Origin of the sequence: Clostridium sp. AM43-3BH, from assembly GCF_003479985.1 — a bacterium.
Taxonomy (GTDB): Bacteria; Bacillota; Clostridia; order Lachnospirales; family Lachnospiraceae; genus Otoolea; species Otoolea fessa.
Genome location: NZ_QUIH01000009.1, coordinates 127,359 through 147,524, shown reverse-complemented (window position 1 = coordinate 147,524; position 20,166 = coordinate 127,359). Strand labels below are relative to the sequence as shown.

Sequence of the window (20,166 nt, the reverse complement as noted above, 5' to 3'; positions counted from 1 at the left end):
TTTAAAGAAAAATGGTACTGGGCATAACACCCAGCACCAAGTTTGTCTACAGTCTGAGAATGTGCCAAGGCACATTCTTTCTTGTTTTTCTTTTCAGGAAAGGAGGCTCAGCATGAAAATCGCACTTTGTACGGAATTAAGGAATGCAGAATGGTTTGAGAGCAGGCTGCGCTCCCTTTTTGCTGGGGACGGACAGCTTGTCATCGACGAGCTATGGAATGAGAAACAGCTATCTCAGGCACTGCGGCGGAGCCGCTACCATGCGGTTGTCATCGCCATGACCGGGGCAAGGGGATTGGAGGCTGCCATTCAGGCAAAGCAGCTGGCACCGGAAACACCGCTTGTCTGGTGGAGCGATGATGAAAACTTTGCCCTGATCGCATATCACCTGCGTATCCCTGCGTTCCTTTCGGCAGACTGCTCCGATCAGGAGCTATATGAGGCGATAAAACCCATCACAAAATGGAGGTGCGAACATGCGAATTGCGCTGTGCAGTTATAGTCAGAAGGAGAAAGAAACGGCGTTACTGATGAGGCTTGGCAAAGTAGACCGCTTTGACAATGGCGTATTCTGCGTCTATGCCATGCAGCGGGATGGGCCTTATGATGCTGTGGTTGTCATGGAGGACGGAGCCAGGGGAATGAATTTCTGCATGAGCATACGAGGGTACAGCAAGGATGTCCCGCTCCTGTGGATCAGCGACCAGGCAGAATTTGAACCCCAAAGCCGCAGGATGCAGGCGGACACCTTTTTGGTAAAGCCTGTGACAGAATATCAGCTGCGGGAGGCGGTATCCCAGCTGCTTCAGAAAACAACGAGAAGGAACGAACCGCGTGAGGAGGATGAATAAATGATATGGAAATGGAAACGGCCGGCCGCATTTTTACTGGCGGCGGCAATGATTTTTACGATGCCGGGAGTTCCGGCATCTGCGGTGGAAGCGGGTGTATCCGCCGTCCATACGGGGTTGTGCAAGCATCACCCGGAACATACAGAGGACTGCGGATATACGGAAGGAACCGAAGGGGCAGCCTGTGAACATGAACATACTGAGGATTGCTACACCCCTGTGGAGAAGTGTATCCATAAACATGACGAAAGCTGTTACCCTGTTTTGGAAGGTAGCGTATCAGAAAATACGGCGACCTCATCTGAAGTAGAGGAGGTCCAGCCGACCGAGTGTACCCATGAATGCAGTGAGGAAAGCGGCTGTATCACAAAAGAATTAAGCTGTCCCCATGAACGCGGCAAGCATGACGATAGCTGCGGCTACATTCCGGCCACAGAGGGGACGCCCTGCAGGTATACCTGTGAGCTGTGCAATTCCCAGGACAGCGGGCTTGTTCCCGGTGTGTCCGGGAATGCTCCGGCGGAGTGCATCTGCGAAACCCGTTGTGATAAAGAGGCGGTCAATCTCGACTGCCCAGTCTGCTCTGCGGAAGATGCAGACCTGACAGCCTGCAAAGGCACAGCGGAAGCCGCCTGCATCTGTGAGAAATTATGCGGCGCTGATGCTGTGAACCCTGACTGCACCGTCTGCTCTGCTAAGGGTGCAGACCTCTCCGCCTGCCTTGGAAAAGAGGAGGCGGTGCTGGCTGTGCAGGCACTTATTGACGCCCTGCCTGAAACAGTCACGGAGGACAATGCGACCGAAATTGAGGAGCAGCTGAAGGCTATTGATGCAGAAATAGAGGCCCTCACCGATGAGCAGGCCGCCAAGCTGGACATGACGCGCTATAACGCCGTTTGTGCGGCGCTGGCTGCGTTTGCGCTGCCGCAGGCCTATCATACCCACTGTATCTGCGGCGGTACTGCGGCGGTCAATGGCCATGAACATGACTCTGATAGCATAGCATGGACAACTGCCGATTCCCTGCCTGATTCTGCTGGTAACTATTATCTGACGCAGTCTGTGTCGGAGAGCTGGACTGTGCCAACGGGCGAGGTCAACCTCTGCCTGAACGGGCAGACGATTTCCGGCAGTATCACGGTCGGCAGCGGTGCTTCGCTGACGCTGACTGACTGCTCCGACAGCGGCAGGGTTCAAGGCGGAGTGCTCGTCAATGGCGGCAAATTTGAGCTGTACAGCGGCACGATCACCGGCGGCGTGCAGGTCGGTATAAAGGGCGGCACCTATCAGACCGGCTCGTCCTTTACCATGTATGGTGGAGCGATTACCGGTAATAAAGCAGGCAGCGGCTCCGGCGGCGGTGTGTTCCTTGTCGGCACGACGAATCATATCGCCCCGCCGAGCTTCACCATGCATGGCGGAACCATTTCCGATAACACTGCGGGTGCGTCTGACGGCGGTGGCGGCGGCGTCTACGTGGGTGAGAAGTGCAGCTTCACCATGGACGGCGGCACCATCACCGGCAACACAGCCACCAAGGGCAACGGCGGCGGCATCTATATCCACTTTAACGCCGGCCGTGTTTCGATCTCCAACGCCACGATCACCGGCAACAAGGCGTCCGCCACGGGGAATACAAGTTATGGCCACGGGGGCGGCATTTATTCGGAGAGAGGGGTAACCGTCAAGGATGTGACGATCACCGGAAACAACAGCACCTTCGAGGGCGGCGGCATCTATGGAAAGGGCGCTATTACCCTCACCGATGCTACCGTTACCGACAACAATCAATATGACGTTTACTACGGCGGAGTGGAAGGCACAACTTCTAATTCTAAGCTCACTGTTTCCGGCTTGGTGAAGGCCGGTTATTACGCCAATTATGATTGGAAGCTGCCCATTCTTGTATCAGGCGCATTGAGTGAGGATTCGGTCATCCGTGTGGGCGTGCGTGAAGGCATAAATCCTGGGGCCATCGCCGAACCGGCAAGCGGCGTGACGCTCAGCGCCGAGAACTTCAAGGCGGACGCCGCCGACAGCGTGACCAGCCTGGGCAATGACGGCAAGGTCTATCTTGTGCCCTGCACGCACGAGATGGACGATACAGGCTACACCTGCAAGAAGTGCAAAACGCAATTCGACGCGCGCGTGGGCGATAGCGCCTATTATCAGACGCTGACGGATGCGTTTAATGCAGCCAGAGGCAGCACCGTGACGCTGCTGCGGAATGTGACGCTCACAGGAAATTGCTCTTCTGAGAACTACTCAGCGACGCTGGATCTGAATGGCAAAACTGTCAGCACCGAGAATAAATACATTTGTGTCGGAGGCGGGAACAAGTCCAATACTCTGACGGTCAAGGATTCCGGAACAGGCGGCGGAACGCAGGCGCTCAATGTCAAGTTTTCGGTTAATTCCGACGGAACGCTGGCGGTTGACGACTCCTACACCGGCAAGATTTCGCGCGTGGAGCTGCAGGCCGGCGGCACATTGGAGCGCTTTGGCGGCAAAATCGGCGAGTTGGTTTTAAGCAATGCTGCGTATGGCTCCACAAGTACGGGCTACGGCCTGAAGCTGTGGAAGGGCAATACAAACGCCTGCACCATCGGCAAGATCACGGACAGCACGAAGAGCAAGAGCCTCACCGTTAACGACCTGCTGGGAACCAACCATGCAAAGTGTGAATTGTACGGCGAAAAGGACGGCGCTTGGAGCATCGTTCCCAAGACGGAGAAAATCTCCGAACTGACCGGCTATACAGCGTACAAGGTGCAGTTCACGGAGTGCGTCCATCAGTGCGCCGATGACAGCAACCCTGTGTGCTCTGTGTGCCACAAGGACCTGTATACGAAGATCACCGCCAAGGCCGCTGACGGCACGGCCAAGACTGCCTACTTCACGAAAGACAGTGCGCTGGAAAACGGCTATGTAGAGACCATCCAGACCCTGAACGGCTGGAGCAATGAGGGCTGCACCGAGCCGACGCTGACCCTGCTGCGGGATATGCCTTACGGCACCTCCATAACGCTGACCGGCATGCTGACGCTGGAGGGCGGAACGCACACCGCCAGCAATGTGACGGTCGCTGAAAACGCGAATGTGACCTTTGCCAGCGGCAGCTATAAAGGTGCGACCATCAACGGCACGGCGACGGTGGAGGCGGGCGTCACATTCACCACCGCCTCCGTCACGGTGAACGGTACGCTGAATGCCAAGGGCGGTACCTTCAATGGTCCTGTCAAATTCAACGGCAGCAGCATCGCGAACATCAGCGGCGGCAGCTTTAATAATGAAAAGAAATATGGCGGCGTTGAGTTTGACTACAATGTCACGGGGACGATCTCCGGCGGCACGTTTGTCTTCGCGGATTTTTACACCACCAAAGTCAAGCTTTCCGGCGGCACATTTACGATGATCAAAACCAACGGCGACCGCAAACTCGCCGACCTGCTGGCGGAGGGCGCGGCGTATTACGGAGCAAGTGATAATCAGGCTGTGACCAATGATAGCGTGAATACGCTGGAAAATGTCAAGGTCGTGTCGCATACGCACGACGGCGGCAAGGACGGCAAGGGCACTTGCAGCATCTGCGGCAAGCAGATGACGGCGTCGCTGACCGTCGGCGGCACAACGAGCTGGTACACGGCCTTTGCCACTGCCATCGAGGCGGCGAACGCGGCGGACGGTGCAAAGACCATCACGCTGTATCAGAATGTGAATGACTCTGTCTACGGGAAGCGGACCGCCTATGAACTGACCCGCGGGCCGGTGACGCTGGCGACCGGCGGGAAAACGGTCGATGGTGTGGACCTCATCGCCAAGGGCATTTCTCTGACGGTCACGGGCAGCAACGGAGGCTTCTATGTGACGGTGGACGGCAAAGACGCGGAATTGACCGTCAACGACAAGGATACGAGGCTCGCCATTGTCACGGCGCAGAACGGCGGAAAGCTTTCGCTGAGCAACGGCACCTTCAGCCGTGTGGCTGTAAAGGACGGCAGCAGCGCCAGCCTCAGCGGCGGCAGCTACGGCGAGATTACGAGCGATGCCGGCTATGTCAAGCCCTACGCGCTGCTGGCGAAGGGGTACGCTTACAAAAAAACAAAGGATAACCAATGGCTCCCCAACGCCAATTCAATCCCGTCAGAAGTCACCGTTGAAAAAGCGCCCTTCGCGGTCGAAAAGATTTATCCGAATAACGATACGAACTACACCGAAAACTCGGCGTTTACGACGGACGGCAATATCACGCTGACTGCGGTAATCGCGCCCGAAACGGAGGGCGTCACCTACTACTACTGGTGGGAGCGGTTTGACGAATCAAGCAAAGACTGGACCACGAAATTAAACGATGTTAATACTGCGACGCATACCGGCGGGCAGAGCAAGACGCTCACGATTTCCGGGCTGCCCGTAGACAAGAGCTATCAGTACCACATTTACGTCCAGTGCAGCAATGGCTACAATTGCTACAGCGAGCCGTTCACCGTGACCCGGCATCAGCATAGCTGGACGTACACGGCAAGCGACGCGACCATCACTGCCAAGTGCAGCCAGGACGACGCCAGCGGCGGCAGCGTGACCATTGCGGCCCCCGCCGAGCTGACCTACAACGGCAGCGGCAAACCCGCCACGGTGACTGCAAGCAGAGATTGGCAGGGTCCGGCGGTGGATAAGATTACCATCAGCTACACGAAGACGGGCGAGTATGGTCCAGAGAAATTGGAAAACGACGCGCTCCCCACGAATGCCGGCACCTACACCGCCAGCATCACCATGGGCAGCGCCACCGCCAGCGTGACCTATACCATTGGCAAAGCTACCCCCAAGGCGGAGGACTTCACCTTCACCGCCCCGACAAGCCTGACCTATGACGGCAATGTCAAGAGCGCGACAGTTTCTCCCGCAAAGGCCGGTACGGGCGAGGTCATCGTAAAATACTACGATAAAGACGGTCAGGAAGCCACGCTTAAGAACGCGGGCGAATACACCGTCAAGATCGATGTAACCGAGAGCACGAACTATGCTGCGGCCAACGGCCTGACGGCGGATAGCTGGAAGTTTAGCATCACCAAGGCGGCCGCGCCCACGATGCAGCCCATAGAGCTGACCGTTATCAACGGGCTGGCAAAGACTTACTTGGTCAATCTTCCCGCGTTGCCGACGCTGGGCGATAATTGTAAGTACGGCTCCATCAAATATGAGGCCTGCAACTTCAATCTGATTGGAGAGGGCGGCTACGCAAATTCGACGGCAATGATCACATCAAACGATGAGTTCCAGTTGACTGTCCCGGCTGTCGAATCTCAGACCGAAGGTTCCGTCGGAACCGTAGGCGTCAAGATCACCACGGACAACTATCAGGACATGCTCCTGACCGTTAAAGTCATCGCGAAGAACAAGATCGTTCCCGTGCTGGACGGCGAGATCACCGCAACGCCAATCACCTTTGGCCAGATCCTGCGCGTCAGCACCATTACTGGCACGATGAAAGACGACGGCAAGACGGTCGAAGGCACCTTCGAGTGGACGAATCCTAGTACCAAGCCCGACAAAGCCGGCGACTATCAGGCTGAGTGGATATTCACCCCGGCGGAGGGCTATGAGGAATACGCGACCGCGACCGGAACTGTGACCATCAAGGTGAACAAGGCTACCCCCACCTTCAACGCTCCCACGGCGCAGGAAAATCTGACCTATACCGGACAGGAGCAGGCGCTGATTACTGCGGGCAGTGTGACCAGCGGTGGCACCATGCAGTACAGCCTGACCGAGAACGGCACATACAGCCCGGACATCCCTACCGGCACCGATGCCGGAGCATATACCGTGTGGTATCGGGTGATTGGCGATGCAAACCACAAAGATACCGCACCCGCCAGCGTGGCGGTCCGCATTGGGCAGAAGCCGCTGACGATCACCGGGGTAACGGTTGCGTCCAAGCTTTATGATGGCACGACAAACGCGGACATTACCAGCGTAACCTTCGACAACGTGACCTTGAAGCGAGACACAGACTACAACGTGACCGCCAGCTTTGACTATGCCAGTGTGGACAGCGGCAAGAACGTCACTGCCACAGTGACCCTGATGGGGCAGGCCGCGAAGAATTACGCCCTGGAGCAGAGCAGCTTCCCTACGACTGGCAGCATCACCAAGGCCGCCGCGCCTGACTTCACCAAGGAAACCGCGCTGACCATTGTAAACGGCTACGAAAAGACCTACACTGTGACGCTTCCCGCCCTGCCCACGCTGGAAACGCCCAAAGAGTACGGTGCACCCACCTATGAGCTCGGCGGAATCACACTGGATGGCAGCTACTACACCGGCGGCGCGAAGGTGGAAAACGGCAAGCTGATCCTGCCGATTCAGAAAAATGACGTGAAAACCACCGGCCCTGTGGGCACAGTGACCGTAGTAATCAAGAGCACAAACTATGAGGACATCACGCTGACCGTCAATGTCAATGCGACCAACAAGCTTGTCCCCACTGTTACGGCACCTACGGCAAACGCCCTGACCTACAACGGTGCAGAACAGGCGCTGGTTACAGCAGGCAAGACCACTGGCGGCACGATGCTCTACCGGCTTGACAATTCTGAGTGGAGCGAGCAGCTCCCCACAGCGAAAAACGCCGGGGAATACACTGTTTGGTATAAGGTTCAGGGAAATGCAGAGTACGCAGATGTGGCAGAACAGAACGTGACTGTGACCGTAGCGAAAAAGTCAGTTACCGTTACGGCGCTTGATCAGAGCGCCTACACCGGCAGCACCGCGCCCGATCTGAGCAGCCCGGAAGCAGATAAGGACTACAAGGTGGAGGGGCTGGTTGGTGCAGATACCCTGAGCGGCACGGTAACACTGGACTACGCACAGACACTGGATATGAGCAAAACCGGAAAAACCGCGATCAACATTACTGGTACGCTGTCAAATGACAATTATGCGATCACCTATGTTTCTGGAACGTTGACTGTTTCCAAGCAATCTTCCAGCGACGGCGGTTCCTCCTCTGGTGGTTCGGGCAGCGGTGGAGGCTCATCCTCCGGCGGTTCTAACGGTTCCGGAAGCAATGATAACACCAACCAGCCGGAAGCCCCTGTCACCGGTGAAACCAAACCCATACAGCCGGATAAAAACGGCAATGCGGCAGTGGATAACAGCTCTGTCCAGTCCGCCATCGACAAGGCCAAACAGGATGCGAAAAAGAACGGCACCACAGAGAACGGGATTGGTGTTACGGTTCCCATCACCCCGGCGGCAGGCCAGACCTCTTTTAACGTGACCATCAAGGCGCAGACACTGGATCTGCTGGTTAAAGAAAACGTCCGGCAGTTTACCGTAGCAACAGACCATCTGGTTTCGGTTACTATCGGCCTGGATACTCTGAAGCAGCTGGATACCGCCTCCGCTGGCGGGGACATCATTCTCCGGGCAGATAAGGTGGATGCACTGCGTTCCACCGAGGCCAAAGCCACCATCGGCACAAGACCGACCTATGACCTGTCACTGGTCTACCTCTCCGGCGGCAAAGAAACACCGATTGCCAACTTAAATGGTCACACTATATCGGTGCGTTTGCCCTACACACCGGCAAAGGGTGAGCAGACAGGTAATCTCTATGCAGTCTATGTAGATGACGCTGGCAAGGTGGAATGGATCACCAAATCCAGCTACAATGCCAGCCTGAAAGCGGTGGTTTTTGAAACCGGTCATTTCAGCGTTTACGGCGTGGGCTACAAAACTTTTGTCCCGGCTTTTACCGACATTACCGGCCACTGGGCAGCAGATAACATCCTCTTTGCAGCCAGCCGGGGACTGCTCTCCGGCACCAGCGACACCACCTTTAGCCCGGACACCGGCATGACCAGAGGAATGTTTGTGACAACTCTGGGGCGGTTGGCGGGCATCAACCCGGACAGTTACCAGACCGGGAAATTCACCGATGTGAAAGCCGACGCTTACTATGCCCCCTATGTGAACTGGGCGGCACAGACCGGTATTGTGGAAGGCATTACCGCCACCACCTTTGCACCGGACACCAACATCAACCGGGAACAGATGGCGGTGATTATGAAAAATTATGCTGCAAAGCTGGGCTATGATCTGCCCCAGACCTTGAAGGCTGTGACCTTTGCGGACAACACACAGATCAGCAGCTGGGCGAAGGATGCGGTCAAGTCCATGCAGCAGGCGGGCATCCTGACCGGGAAGAATGAAAATAAGTTTGACCCCAAGGGAACCGCCACCCGCGCCGAGGTCGCCACGGTTCTGCGGCGGTTTGTGGAAATCGTCATTGACCCGCAGGCCGCAAACGGCTGGCAGCAGAATGACAGCGGCCAGTGGAACTATTACAGAAACGGGGAGTCAGTGAAGGGCTGGCTCTCCGAGGATCAGAAGTGGTACTGGCTGGACAAGGTCACCGGAATGATGTTTGCCGGAGGCTGGAAGCAGATCGATGGTAAGTGGTACTACTTCTATGCAGATGGGACGATGGCGGTGAATACCGCATCCGACAGATGAAAAATGAACCCGTAATGTAATGCAAAAATAATATCAATAAAGAGGGATGTGAACAATATGGGCAAGTTTCTGGTACTGTCGCTTACCGACCATGAAGAATATATACTCAGTAGAATTATGGAGATTATTGCGGTCGAGCCAGGATTTGACCATATTGTGACATCCCACCCTTGTAACACTCTTGTTTTTCCGGGCTTGGAGCTTCGGCTGAAGGAGAGAACAGTATACCGAAACAGTGAGTTGATTTCTATGACTCGTCGGGAATTTGCAACATTGGTATACTTGGCAAAACATCCATTCTGGGTATTTTCTGCCGGACAGATCTATGAAGAAGTATGGGGAGAGGATGGTGAAAATTGCGGAACGGCTGTTGCCTTCGTACCGAAAATCAATGCGAATCCGGTGTATAACGGAGGGTGAAGCCTGCTATATGTATGTAGCAATCCTTATGATAACATAAAAGGCACGGCATAAAGCAATCTGATGTAAAATCTATCAGAATAATTTATGCCGTGCCTCTTTTTAAGTTGATTGAAAAACGGCACACCGCATTCTCGTTACTTTAGTGATGAGTTAGGTGTGCCAATTATTTTAATAGATACAGAACAAATGTTTGCCTTGCAAAGAGATGCATGGTATAATATAAATGTAAATATAGTGTATTACCTACGAAAGAAAAATTACTTTCGTAGGTAGAAGAAATGCGTATTTTTTACAGTATCATTTTGCACAGTGTGCGAAATATCGAAAACAGAAAGCAGGGACCTTTATGCAGATTGTATCCAGCTATGGAGTAGAAATTAAAAAAAAGAATATACCGCTCCGCTCTACGCTGGATATTTTTCGGAAAGCAGTTTCCTATCTGATTCCGGTGTATGCAGAGATCTGGGAAGAACTTTCAGAAATCAAAAATCTACAAAAACGCTTTAATGAGGCGGAACATCTGGTACATGAGACAAAAAAGAATCATGCCAGATTTCCGTTTGACCGTCATTTTCCTAAGATGCCATCTTATCTGAGAAGAGCGGCGATTCAACACGCACTTGGAGCAGTGTCCTCCTATCAATCACGCCTTAGTTTGTGGGAAAAGGGAGAACTGAGGGGGAAACCGAAGCTGGTCTGTGAGAATCATGCGATGCCGGTATTCTATCGGGATGTCATGTATAGAGAAGCAGAACCGGGAGAAGATGTGGCACATTTAAAGCTGTTTGATGGGCGTGAGTGGAAGTGGTTTCAGGTAAAATTACTTCATACCGATATGGAATATCTTCGGAAAAAGTGGAGCGGGAAAAAGGCATCCGCACCAACTTTGGAAAGGAAACATCATAAATATTTCCTTCGATTTTCATACACAGAGGAAGTAACCTTATCGAAAACAGCTGTAAAACAGCAGGTGATATGCAGCGTTGATTTAGGAATCAATACGGATGCAGTTTGTAGTATCATGCGTGCAGATGGCACTATTCTGGGACGTAAATTTATAAATTTCCCCAGTGATAAAGACCATTTGTATCATGTGCTTGGCAGAATCCGCCGTTTTCAGAGAGAACATTCCTCCAGACAGGTTCAAAGCCGATGGGATTATGCAAAAAGGCTGAATATGGAACTGTCCCGTAAAATAGCTGCGGAAATCACGAAATATGCCGTAGAATATCAGGCAGGTGTAATTGTTTTTGAGTATCTGGAAATGCAAGGAAAAATATCCGGAAAAAAGAAGCAAAAACTTCATTTATGGAGAAAGAGGGATATTCAGAAGCTATGTGAACATCAGGCACATCGGAACAGGATTCGTGTGTCCAGAGTTAGTGCCCGGAACACCAGCAGGCTGGCCTGTGACGGAAGTGGAGCGGTAGTAAGAAATCCGGAGAACCATAGCCTATGTATCTTCCAGACAGGAAAGCAGTATAACTGCGACCTGTCAGCAGCCTATAATATTGGAGCGAGATATTTTATACGGGAACTTTTAAAACCCTTGCCGGAAACGGAAAGGTCTTCACTGGAGGCAAAAGTCCCTGTAGTGAAGCGTAGAACCTCCTGTGTTTATGCAGATTTAAGAAAGCTTTATGTAGAAGTAAACAACTTAAAAGCAGCATAAACGCAGGCAGATATACAGCGGACTACCTGTAATGTGGAAACCAGCCGTATCCGGTGTGGAAAAAGTGCGTATCCGCACGAATTCTAAGATACTGGCGTATCCGCCGATATTTAGTCTTGCCGTTTAAAACGGCCGAGAAGCACGTGACTTTAGCCATGTGAGGTTCACTAATCCACCGTATTGTCCACTGCCCCTTGGTATCCTTCGCCTTAAACAGGCAGTGGTTCCGCTGTATTATTCGATATTTCGCAACGTCCATTCTGAAGATAATTACGCAGTGTTTCTTTATGTTTTTTTGCGTATATCACAGCTTTTTCCAGCTTGCTTCTTTTTACAGGATTGAGTTGTTCCAACCATGCATAAAAGCTTTCCTATACCGGCACTTCTGTTTCCAGACATCTGTCTTTTCGCTCTTCCGGAGTAAGGTCACGGAACTGCTTTTCCAAAAAGAAAAGCTTGTTGCAGTATGCCAGACCAACTTCAGCCGGAATCATGCGGGGATCTCTTCTTTCTTAGGAAGAAGCGGCTCTTTGATTTCTTCCTCGGAATTTCCGTTACTGGGCACGTATGCGTGAACAGTAACAGTACTCAATTTTGGGGATTGCCTATAAGCAGGAGAAAACGGTATAATTGAGGAAGGCAGTTGGGTATAAGGGGGTACAGGTGGTGGAGATGAAAAATATTGTGAAGACGGAAAGAGGGGCGGTTGTCTGGGATATGGGATGATGCGGATGATCGATGCGGTGCATCGCCGTTTACATAAATAGATAGAGGAAATACGATGGAACTGAATTTAAGCGAACCGGGACAGAGCCGGTATCTGAGAGTATATGAATATTACAAAGAATTGATCGTGTCCGGTCAGATGAAGCCGGGAGCGAAGCTGCCGTCGATCCGCAAATGTTCCCTACAGCTGCAGCTTTCGCGGACGACGGTGGAGACGGCGTATATGCTGCTGGCGGCGGATGGCTATATCATTTCGCGTCCGCAGAGCGGGTTTTATGTAACGGATGCGGTGCTGGCGGCTGCAAACCGGGAGGAAATAGAGCACGGTGTGCCGCATCAGGAGGAACGCCCGGAAATCCGGTATGATTTTGCGTCTTCAAATGTGGATCGGGAGAGCTTCCAGTTTGATTTATGGCGGCGCTATGTCAAGAGCGCCCTGCGCCAGGATGAACGGCTGCTTTCTTATGGCGAACCACAGGGAGAGCGGGAATTCCGGGAGGCACTCTGCGCGTATCTGGGGCGCCACCGCAATGTGATCTGTACGCCGGACAGTATCGTAGTAGGGGCGGGTGTGCAGAGTCTCTTGCATATTTTGTGCCCGATGCTGCGGGAGCGGGACAGCGCATGGTTTTTTAATCCGTCGTTCCGGCAGGGACGCCAGATTTTTGAGGATTATGGGTTTCGGACCGGAGATATAAGAGAATATTGGGAAAATAATGATAGGAGGATTGAGTCCTCAAAAAAGGATTTGTGCGGAATAGAAAAGCCAGATGTATGTGCAACAGAGATGAAAACAGGGTTATCCGAACAGATGTCAGAGGCGATGAGACATACAGGGAAAAGTGTTTGCTATCTGACCCCATCGCAGATGACAGTCTGGGGCGAGGTCATGCCGGTGGGCGACCGGATGAAGCTTTTAAAGGATGCGGCGCGCGAGGATATGCTGATTATTGAGGACGATTACAACAGTGAGTTCCGCTATTATAACCGCCCGACACCGTCCCTGCAGGGGCTTTCCGGAGGGCGGGGCGTCGTGTATCTGGGGACATTTTCAAGGCTGCTTCTGCCATCGATCCGCATGAGCTACATGGTCCTGCCGCCGGATCTGCTGAAACGGTATCAGGAGCGGGGGCGTTTTTATAACCAGACGGCGTCCAAGGCAGAGCAGATTGCCCTATGCCAGTTTATCCGGGACGGACATCTGGAAAGCCAGATCCGAAAGTCCAAGAAATTGTACGCGGCAAAGGCAAAGTGTTTGTGTGATGCGGTGCGGCGCATTTTTGGAGAAAAAGCGCGAACGCATCTGGGCGATGCCGGTTTTCTGGTTCTCATGGAGCTTGACAGCCCGCTTACATCGGCGGAAATTGCCGGGCGTGCGGCACAGGCAGGCGTCGCCGTCCGCCCGGTGGAGTCGGTCGGGAGTCTTTTGGAAAAACAGGAGCATCATTTTCAAGAGGGATATCCGAAGCTCCTGTTGTCCTGTGCCTCGATGGGGGCAGAGCGGTATGAGGAGGCGCTGGAGGTGCTGAAAGAGGTAGTGTATAAGAAAGAAAAATAGAAGATAGATATAGAAGTTAAAATGTCCGCATAAACCACAGCCAGTACCCGGAACCATCCGGGCAGTTGTGGGTATGCGGACATTTTATGCGACATTCTTACCCGTTTTTCTCCTCATGCGGCAGCCGGTTCCGGAGCAGCCGCTTTTTTAATTCACTCCAGTGAAATGGAATTAGCGGGTAAATATAACTTTTTCCGGCGATTGTCCGGTTAAAGACAAGGCAGCCGACGGCAATGAGTGTTCCTGCGATGAAGCCCCAGAGATTGAGGAAAAAGGTCAGAATCAGGAGCAGGACGCGCATGAATTTGAGTGCGTAGCCGAGTTCGAAGCTCGTCATCGAGTAGTTGGCGATCGTGACGAACGCCATATAGAGCATCGTTTCGCTGTTGAACCAGCCGGATTTGACCGAGTATTCTCCAAGCACGATACCGGCGATGACACTGAGCGGTGTCGTCAGCATGCTGGGGGTGTTGACTGCCGCGAGCCGCAGACCATCGATGGCAAATTCCAGGATCAGGAGCTGATAGATCAGCGCCACATGGATCTCGTCGGTGACACGGATAAAAGCGAGCCATTCCGGGATCCAGCCGGGATTCTGCATAAAAAGCAGCCACAGCGGTGTCAGAAATAAGGTCAGGAAAAAGATGACCGTCCGCGACAGGCGCAGATAGGTGCCGGTCAGCGGTGGAAAATAGTAGTCGTCGGCTTCCTCGATGATATCGAAAACAGAGGATGGCAGAATCATTGCGGATGGCGAATTGTCCACCAGAATGATGATATTTCCTTCCAGAATCGAGGCAGCGGAGGTATCCGGACGCTCTGAAAAACGAAATTTTGGGAACGGATTGAACCATTTGTGCGGATAAATACATTCGGCAAGGCTTTCCTGGTTCATCGAGAGGGCATCGACATGCACTTTTTGAATCCGGGTGCGGATGCGGTTTAAAAGTTCGGTGTCCACCCGGTTTTCCATGTAGCAGATGGCGATATCGGTGTGCGAGCTTTCCCCAATATTCATGATTTCCATCCGCAGCTTCGGATCGCGGATGCGCCGCCGGATCAGAGCCGTATTGAACACAAGCGTTTCGACAAAACCATCGCGCGAACCGCGCAATACCTTATCCTTTTCAGGTTCGCTGACTCCGCGGGCGGGATAGGTGCGGCAGTCTATCGTGAGTGCCTGTGCATATCCGTCGATCAGAAGAAAAGGAACACCGGAGAGAAGCTGGATAATCAGCGCGTCCGAATCCGTTTCCAGCCCGATTTCGCCGTAGGCGAGGTAGAGGGCGGCAAAATCGTTTGCATTGTCAGGCATCTGGGCGGTTTCAATGCTGCTCATCGCCTGCAGCACTTTTAAAAGCGTATCGTCCTTGGTAAAACCATCAATACAGTAGAGGCAGGCATCGCGCCCGCCGATCATCAGGTTCCGATCTACGACATCAAAACTGATGTCCGGTCGGAGCTTTTTTTGAAAAAAAGTCCGGTTATTTTCAATGGATGAAGAAATCTGCATCGTGTAAATCTCCTATCAGAGAAGCCAATATCAGTGACCGCGAAGGGACTGGAATGGGACAAAATGTTTACAGATGGAGTATGTGCGAAAAGGATAAAAATATACGAAATGAAGCAAACAGAAAAAAATTCTCAAAATATGTTTTTTTAAAATTCATGGCAAGCGAGGCAATATCAGGGAAAAAGGCGGAAAAATCGCTGCAAAATGAGACTTAACATGTGCTGAATGGAAAAAGAAATTTGCATGTTAGTTTTAGTAACTAAAAAACTAATGCTTTATTGAGAATAAAATTCAATTAAAAATAGATAAAAATTCTCATTTTTAAACAGATTTAAATAATTGACAGATTTTATTGGATTAGTCTATACTAACCTCCTCGGCCACCTGAGTTAGGGATGCCTAATCCGGTGCGGAGAGTAAGATATTACAAAAGATTATATGGAGGAATATGTATGAAAGGTAAGGGAAGATCCCGGCAGGCAATTCTGGCAGCGGTGACCGTGTTAGCGGCGGCGCAGGCAGGTACTGCTTATGCTTCAACCGGACCGGCATCGGAGTCCGGAGTACAGACCGGCGCCTGGATTCAGGAAGGACAGGACTGGAAATATCAGGGAACGGACGGAACGCTCAAGACTGGATGGGTCAAGACCGAGAATGGCTGGTATTATCTTGATCCGCAGACCGGACGGATGATGACTGGATGGATCACCGTCGATGGACGCCGGTACTATATGAACACAACTGCCGATGGCGTGGAAGGACAGATGCGCCGCGGCTGGTGGAAGGACAATGCAGGAAAATGGTATTTCTTCAGCACTGCATCCGATGGAACGGAAGGCATGACCGTGACCGGATGGCAGTGGATTGATGGAAAATGCTATTATTTTGATAACTTGAGTGCAGAAAACTATGGTCAGATGCACACCGAAGGTCGGACGCCGGACGGCTACAGCGTCAATGCGGATGGACAGTGGGTCAATGAAAATGGAGAGGTCCAGACCCGTGCGGATAGAGGTTACGCGAGCAGTCCGGCAGCAGCCGGCAACGGAAGCAGCGTATCAGGAGGCGGTTCAGGGAATTCCGGCAGTTCCGGCGGCAGCCATTCGGGGGGCTCTGGAAGCAACAGTAATTCTGGAAATAACAGTAATTCCGGAAATAACGGTAATTCCGGGAATGACGGAAACCAGAATGGCGGAAATGCCGGAGATAACGGAAACACTGAAAATCCAGACAAGCCGCAGATGGTTTCGCTGGTAGATGAGACGAAGACAAAGCTTACCGAAGTAAATTCCCTGGGCTGGTGGCTTCCGATCGCATTTGATGAGGGATACAATGCAGGCAATACGGTCGTTAAGGTCGATGGAAAAGATGTAACCAATCTTTTAACTCCGATCACAGATGACGGACGTATGGCAAAACTGGCGCTTCTTGGCACACCGGGCAAAGTAACCGTCAGCAGCAAAGAAGATGCAGCAAAGGAAGAGACGGTGGTTCTGAGCAATGAGAGCCAGGAAGATGCTGTATATGAGGAAAACGACGGCTATCTGCCTGAGAAGATTCTGACGCATGAGCCGGTTGCTTACTGGGACTATTATCTGACCAATTACGATGAAAACGGAAATGCCCGCATTTCTCCGAAAAAGACTACGTATAACTTGAATGAAGAGAAACAGACTCATCCGAGCTATTCGCCGGATGCGGTTCTTCCAAAAAATGGAAAAGCAGCCGTTACCATTCTGTTTAACTATAATACAGATGAGGAAAAAGAGTGGTTTGACGGCATCCGCAAACTGGAACTGGTTGAATACAATGAGCAGAAGAACACAATTAATTCGAGTCTCGTATTTGACAGTGAAAAGAATGTGGCGCACGGACAGGGACGCGTTGGACAGCTGACTATCCAGACAGGACAGAGCAATTTCTACAATAATGGACGTTATTATGTGCGGGTTGTATCGTCGGCAGGCGGTTCCGCGCTCGTCCCGATTCATGTCGTCAATGAGACAGTACCGACGCTGGAGCTTAAGGAAACACCGCAGTCCGGCAAGAATCTCCATTTTGCAGTCAGCGATCTGGTATATGCAATTGAGACACCGATCGAGCGTGTGACCCTGGAAGATCCGAACGGAACAGTAAGCGACCTTAAGATGATCGATGACTGGTATCTCTACAGCCAGGATTTATTTGTTCTGTACAATGATAATACAGACCATCTGCCATACAAGGGCAATTACAAGATCACTGTATATGCAAATGGTTTCCGGTCATTCTCCAAGAGCTTCAAGGTGACAACGGGCGCAGAGCCGGTAAAAGAGAAGGAACAGACCAATGGTCAGAAAATGGCGGCATATGGATTCGACGGTATCAGCACCGCATCGACTGGTTCCAGCGGAAGCGGAAGCTCCAGCGGCAGCAGCTCAGGAAGCTCTGCAATCTCTGCAAACCTGATTTTTGATTCAGATCTGCTTGTAAATGCACATCTCCTTGAACAGACCAAGATGGAAAATGATGCGTCCAAGGCAGTGATGGAATGGTGGTACAATGCGATTCCGGATGCAGTTTATGATACTGGAGATGATGATTTCTTCAGCTGGAAAGACTACGTAAATAAGAGCGAGAATCAGAAATACAAAGAGGACAGAATTCTTCCGTTTGCAGATTACCGTGAAAATGGAGCACTGGATCCGAACCATCCGGCAACGGCAAAAGAGGTTCTCGAAGATGGTCTGCTCGGCGATATCCAGTACAATGGAAACTTCTCCCGTCAGGATGCACCGGCGATTACAGTTGTACAGAACAAAGAGGGCGAGCCGGTAGTCCTGCGGACAGAGGATACAGAGTATATCGAGGCGGTTCAGAGTATCGTTGTCAACGGAAACTGGCAGGCACTCAGCAAGGACAAATATTCCATTGATAAAGAAGCTGGCACCATTACCATAGAGGCGGATGTATTCAAGGCTGGTGAGGAGTACAAGCTGACTGTTGATGCAACGGGATATAAGAGCCAGAGTATTGCATTTACATACGATAAGGTGCTGGAAAACGATTTATCGCTGACCGTTGATTATGCGGATGATAAAGAGGCGTTTGCAGCTGAGAAAAAAGAAGATTCTAATAAGACTTACTATTTTGCAGATGCTGAATTTACCGTTAATGGCAGCAAGGGAGATTTCCTGAAGAACCTGAAATCTGTTACCCTGCTTTCTGACGAGGAAGATGCGGTTGAGAGAAATATCTACACGAAAGGCGTGTCCAGCAGCAACGATGTTTACTATGAAGTATCCGGGGATGGCAAGAAGCTGATTCTCCATCAGGTTCAGCCGGGAAGCTATAAGCTGACTCTTCGTTCGAATTATTACACGGAGGCGCTGAGATGTGAATTTGTGGTTGAGAAGGAAGAGGAAGAAATTAAGGAAGAGATGGCAGCTCCAGAAGTAGTGGAGTTCAGCAAACATAAAGCCAGCTGGTCATTTGATCCAGATTTTGGCCGTGCTTCTTTTAAGGCTTCAAAGGGAACGAGTGTAAAAGATTACTTGGCTAAGATTACGTCTGTGAAGGTTGGAACAACAGAGTATACGAAAGCTTCTTACAGCCTTAGTTCGTATAAGCCTACATGGAAGATGTCAGATGCAGATGATCCAGATAACAATGTACAGAATTTTGATTGCATCGATTTCACCTTAGACGGTTTCAGCACCGAAGAAAGCACCGATGTAACGATTCAGGCAGAAGGATATGAAGAGCTTACCTTTACAGTTACAAAGGATATGAAGTTAGCGGGTGACGAAGAGAAACTGCTTCCAGCACCGGAACTGACAGGCAGCACTACGGTTGATGAGGGAGATCCGCTGGTTCTGACTGGTGATGAAGAGTATCTGAAAGCAATTAAGTCTGTAAAAGTAACTGGCAATAATGAGGAGGATGTTGCGCTTGGATTTGCAGTAAATGGTACAACATTGACAATTCAGACAAGCGCACTGGATAGTGGTCTGAATGAGGTTGTGATCGAAGCAAAAGGTTACAAGAATCAGTCGATCACGGTTACAGTTGAGAGCCAGAAAGCAGATACAGAAATTGAGGTTTCCAGTGTTGTAAAAGAGCGTAGTTGGACAGGAGATTATTATTTACTGATTCGCTTCAATGGAGTTGAGGGAGAAAAGTTAAAAACTTTCTTAAAGGAGATTGATTTGGTTGAGGTGAATAGAAAAGAGTATAGCAAGGCATCCGTTTCCTCGCTCCTTAGAAGTGGTGAGTTTGCACCGCATGCAACGGATACATCTTATAGCAATGATAATTATGATTGTTTAAAGGTTTCAGCGTCCGGATTGAGTGAAGAAGAGAATAATGAAATTCTTATCTACACTAAGAATAACGGAACGATTGAGTGCAAACTTGATAAAAACTGGAAATTAATCAAGGAATCCAAAACGCTTCTTGCCGACGAAGTCCTCCCAAGCGAGATCGTCACCACCCCAACCGAGGGAGTAACCACACCGGAGCAAACACCGGAAGAGCCGAAGACGAATGACGAAAACAAGGCAGATGTACCGGATGGCGATAAGAAGAACGAGACAGACGATGCGAACAAGGCACCGGAAGTAGACGAGGACAAGAAGGAGGATTCGGACGAGTCCAAGGATACTTCGGATGAGAAGAAAGACGAAACTTCAGATAAAGGCGATGCTGACAAGGATGATTCGAAAGATGAATCCGGCGAAACTGGTGACGATTCCAAGAAGAATGAAACGGACGAATCTAAGGACAATGATTCCAAGAAGGATGAGACCGGTGACGTAAAAGATGATACTTCTGATAAGGAAGAATCCGACGGAGGTAAAGGCGATGCTTCTGAGAAAGAAGAGTCTGTTTCTGAAGAAGAGTAGTTGTATTTAAAGGAGTA

At 51.2% G+C, this 20,166-nt stretch carries 10 protein-coding genes and 1 pseudogene; 8 read left to right on the top strand and 3 right to left on the bottom strand.

The genetic code is table 11. From position 1 onward, the window contains the following. The first annotated feature begins 112 nt into the window (after positions 1–112). The 5 genes from DW931_RS14205 to DW931_RS14185 all read left to right on the top strand — a co-directional run bounded on the left by DW931_RS14205 (position 113) and on the right by DW931_RS14185 (position 11,469). The gene (locus DW931_RS14205) at positions 113–502 is read left to right on the top strand and encodes a response regulator transcription factor (RefSeq protein WP_118467304.1); all 390 of its coding nucleotides are present in this window, start codon (positions 113–115) and stop codon (positions 500–502) included. Next, positions 477–851, top strand: a complete 375-nt coding sequence (locus DW931_RS14200) for a hypothetical protein (RefSeq protein WP_118481887.1) — start codon at positions 477–479, stop codon at positions 849–851. The genes DW931_RS14205 and DW931_RS14200 overlap by 26 nt, the downstream gene beginning before the upstream one ends. After that, positions 852–9,374 carry an S-layer homology domain-containing protein gene (locus DW931_RS14195; RefSeq protein ID WP_118626998.1) on the top strand — a complete coding sequence of 2,841 codons (8,523 nt, stop codon included), beginning with the start codon at positions 852–854 and terminating at the stop codon, positions 9,372–9,374. It abuts the gene before it with no gap. A gap of 57 nt (positions 9,375–9,431) precedes the next feature. Next, the gene (locus DW931_RS14190; protein WP_118467310.1) at positions 9,432–9,794 is read left to right on the top strand and encodes a winged helix-turn-helix domain-containing protein; all 363 of its coding nucleotides are present in this window, start codon (positions 9,432–9,434) and stop codon (positions 9,792–9,794) included. 349 nt (positions 9,795–10,143) lie between these two features. Next, positions 10,144–11,469, top strand: coding sequence for an IS200/IS605 family element transposase accessory protein TnpB (locus DW931_RS14185; protein WP_118481883.1), 1,326 nt, complete (start codon positions 10,144–10,146; stop codon positions 11,467–11,469). A gap of 209 nt (positions 11,470–11,678) precedes the next feature. Here DW931_RS14185 and DW931_RS14180 read toward each other — a convergent pair. Beyond that, positions 11,679–11,825: pseudogene (locus DW931_RS14180) on the bottom strand (transposase); the annotation flags it as partial. 15 nt (positions 11,826–11,840) lie between these two features. Next, positions 11,841–11,963, bottom strand: a complete 123-nt coding sequence (locus DW931_RS16420; protein ID WP_265104095.1) for a hypothetical protein — start codon at positions 11,961–11,963, stop codon at positions 11,841–11,843. Between the two features lie 287 nt (positions 11,964–12,250). On the opposite strand from DW931_RS16420, the gene DW931_RS14175 reads away from it, so the two are divergent. Beyond that, positions 12,251–13,753: a PLP-dependent aminotransferase family protein gene (locus DW931_RS14175; protein ID WP_118467316.1), complete on the top strand. Its 1,503-nt coding sequence runs from the start codon at positions 12,251–12,253 to the stop codon at positions 13,751–13,753. A gap of 97 nt (positions 13,754–13,850) precedes the next feature. Here the strand turns inward: DW931_RS14175 and DW931_RS14170 are convergent, their stop codons facing one another. After that, positions 13,851–15,266, bottom strand: a complete 1,416-nt coding sequence (locus DW931_RS14170) for a spore germination protein (RefSeq protein ID WP_022360194.1) — start codon at positions 15,264–15,266, stop codon at positions 13,851–13,853. Between DW931_RS14170 and DW931_RS16110 the strand changes: the two genes are divergently transcribed. Beyond that, positions 15,251–15,481 carry a hypothetical protein gene (locus tag DW931_RS16110; RefSeq protein WP_147353635.1) on the top strand — a complete coding sequence of 77 codons (231 nt, stop codon included), beginning with the start codon at positions 15,251–15,253 and terminating at the stop codon, positions 15,479–15,481. The genes DW931_RS14170 and DW931_RS16110 overlap by 16 nt on opposite strands. A 237-nt stretch (positions 15,482–15,718) precedes the next feature. Beyond that, positions 15,719–20,149, top strand: coding sequence for a hemoblobin-interacting domain-containing protein (locus DW931_RS14160; protein ID WP_147353091.1), 4,431 nt, complete (start codon positions 15,719–15,721; stop codon positions 20,147–20,149). The last annotated feature ends 17 nt before the right edge of the window (positions 20,150–20,166 follow it).

Bases quoted from the DNA above. Each gene is read 5' to 3' on its own strand.
- DW931_RS14160 (WP_147353091.1), top strand. From the start codon at position 15,719: ATGAAAGGTAAGGGAAGATCCCGGCAGGCAATTCTGGCAGCGGTGACC.
- DW931_RS14175 (WP_118467316.1), top strand. From the start codon at position 12,251: ATGGAACTGAATTTAAGCGAACCGGGACAGAGCCGGTATCTGAGAGTA.
- DW931_RS14185 (WP_118481883.1), top strand. From the start codon at position 10,144: ATGCAGATTGTATCCAGCTATGGAGTAGAAATTAAAAAAAAGAATATA.
- DW931_RS14170 (WP_022360194.1), bottom strand. From the start codon at position 15,266: ATGCAGATTTCTTCATCCATTGAAAATAACCGGACTTTTTTTCAAAAA.
- DW931_RS14195 (WP_118626998.1), top strand. From the start codon at position 852: ATGATATGGAAATGGAAACGGCCGGCCGCATTTTTACTGGCGGCGGCA.
- DW931_RS16110 (WP_147353635.1), top strand. From the start codon at position 15,251: ATGAAGAAATCTGCATCGTGTAAATCTCCTATCAGAGAAGCCAATATC.
- DW931_RS14200 (WP_118481887.1), top strand. From the start codon at position 477: ATGCGAATTGCGCTGTGCAGTTATAGTCAGAAGGAGAAAGAAACGGCG.
- DW931_RS14190 (WP_118467310.1), top strand. From the start codon at position 9,432: ATGGGCAAGTTTCTGGTACTGTCGCTTACCGACCATGAAGAATATATA.
- DW931_RS16420 (WP_265104095.1), bottom strand. From the start codon at position 11,963: ATGATTCCGGCTGAAGTTGGTCTGGCATACTGCAACAAGCTTTTCTTT.
- DW931_RS14205 (WP_118467304.1), top strand. From the start codon at position 113: ATGAAAATCGCACTTTGTACGGAATTAAGGAATGCAGAATGGTTTGAG.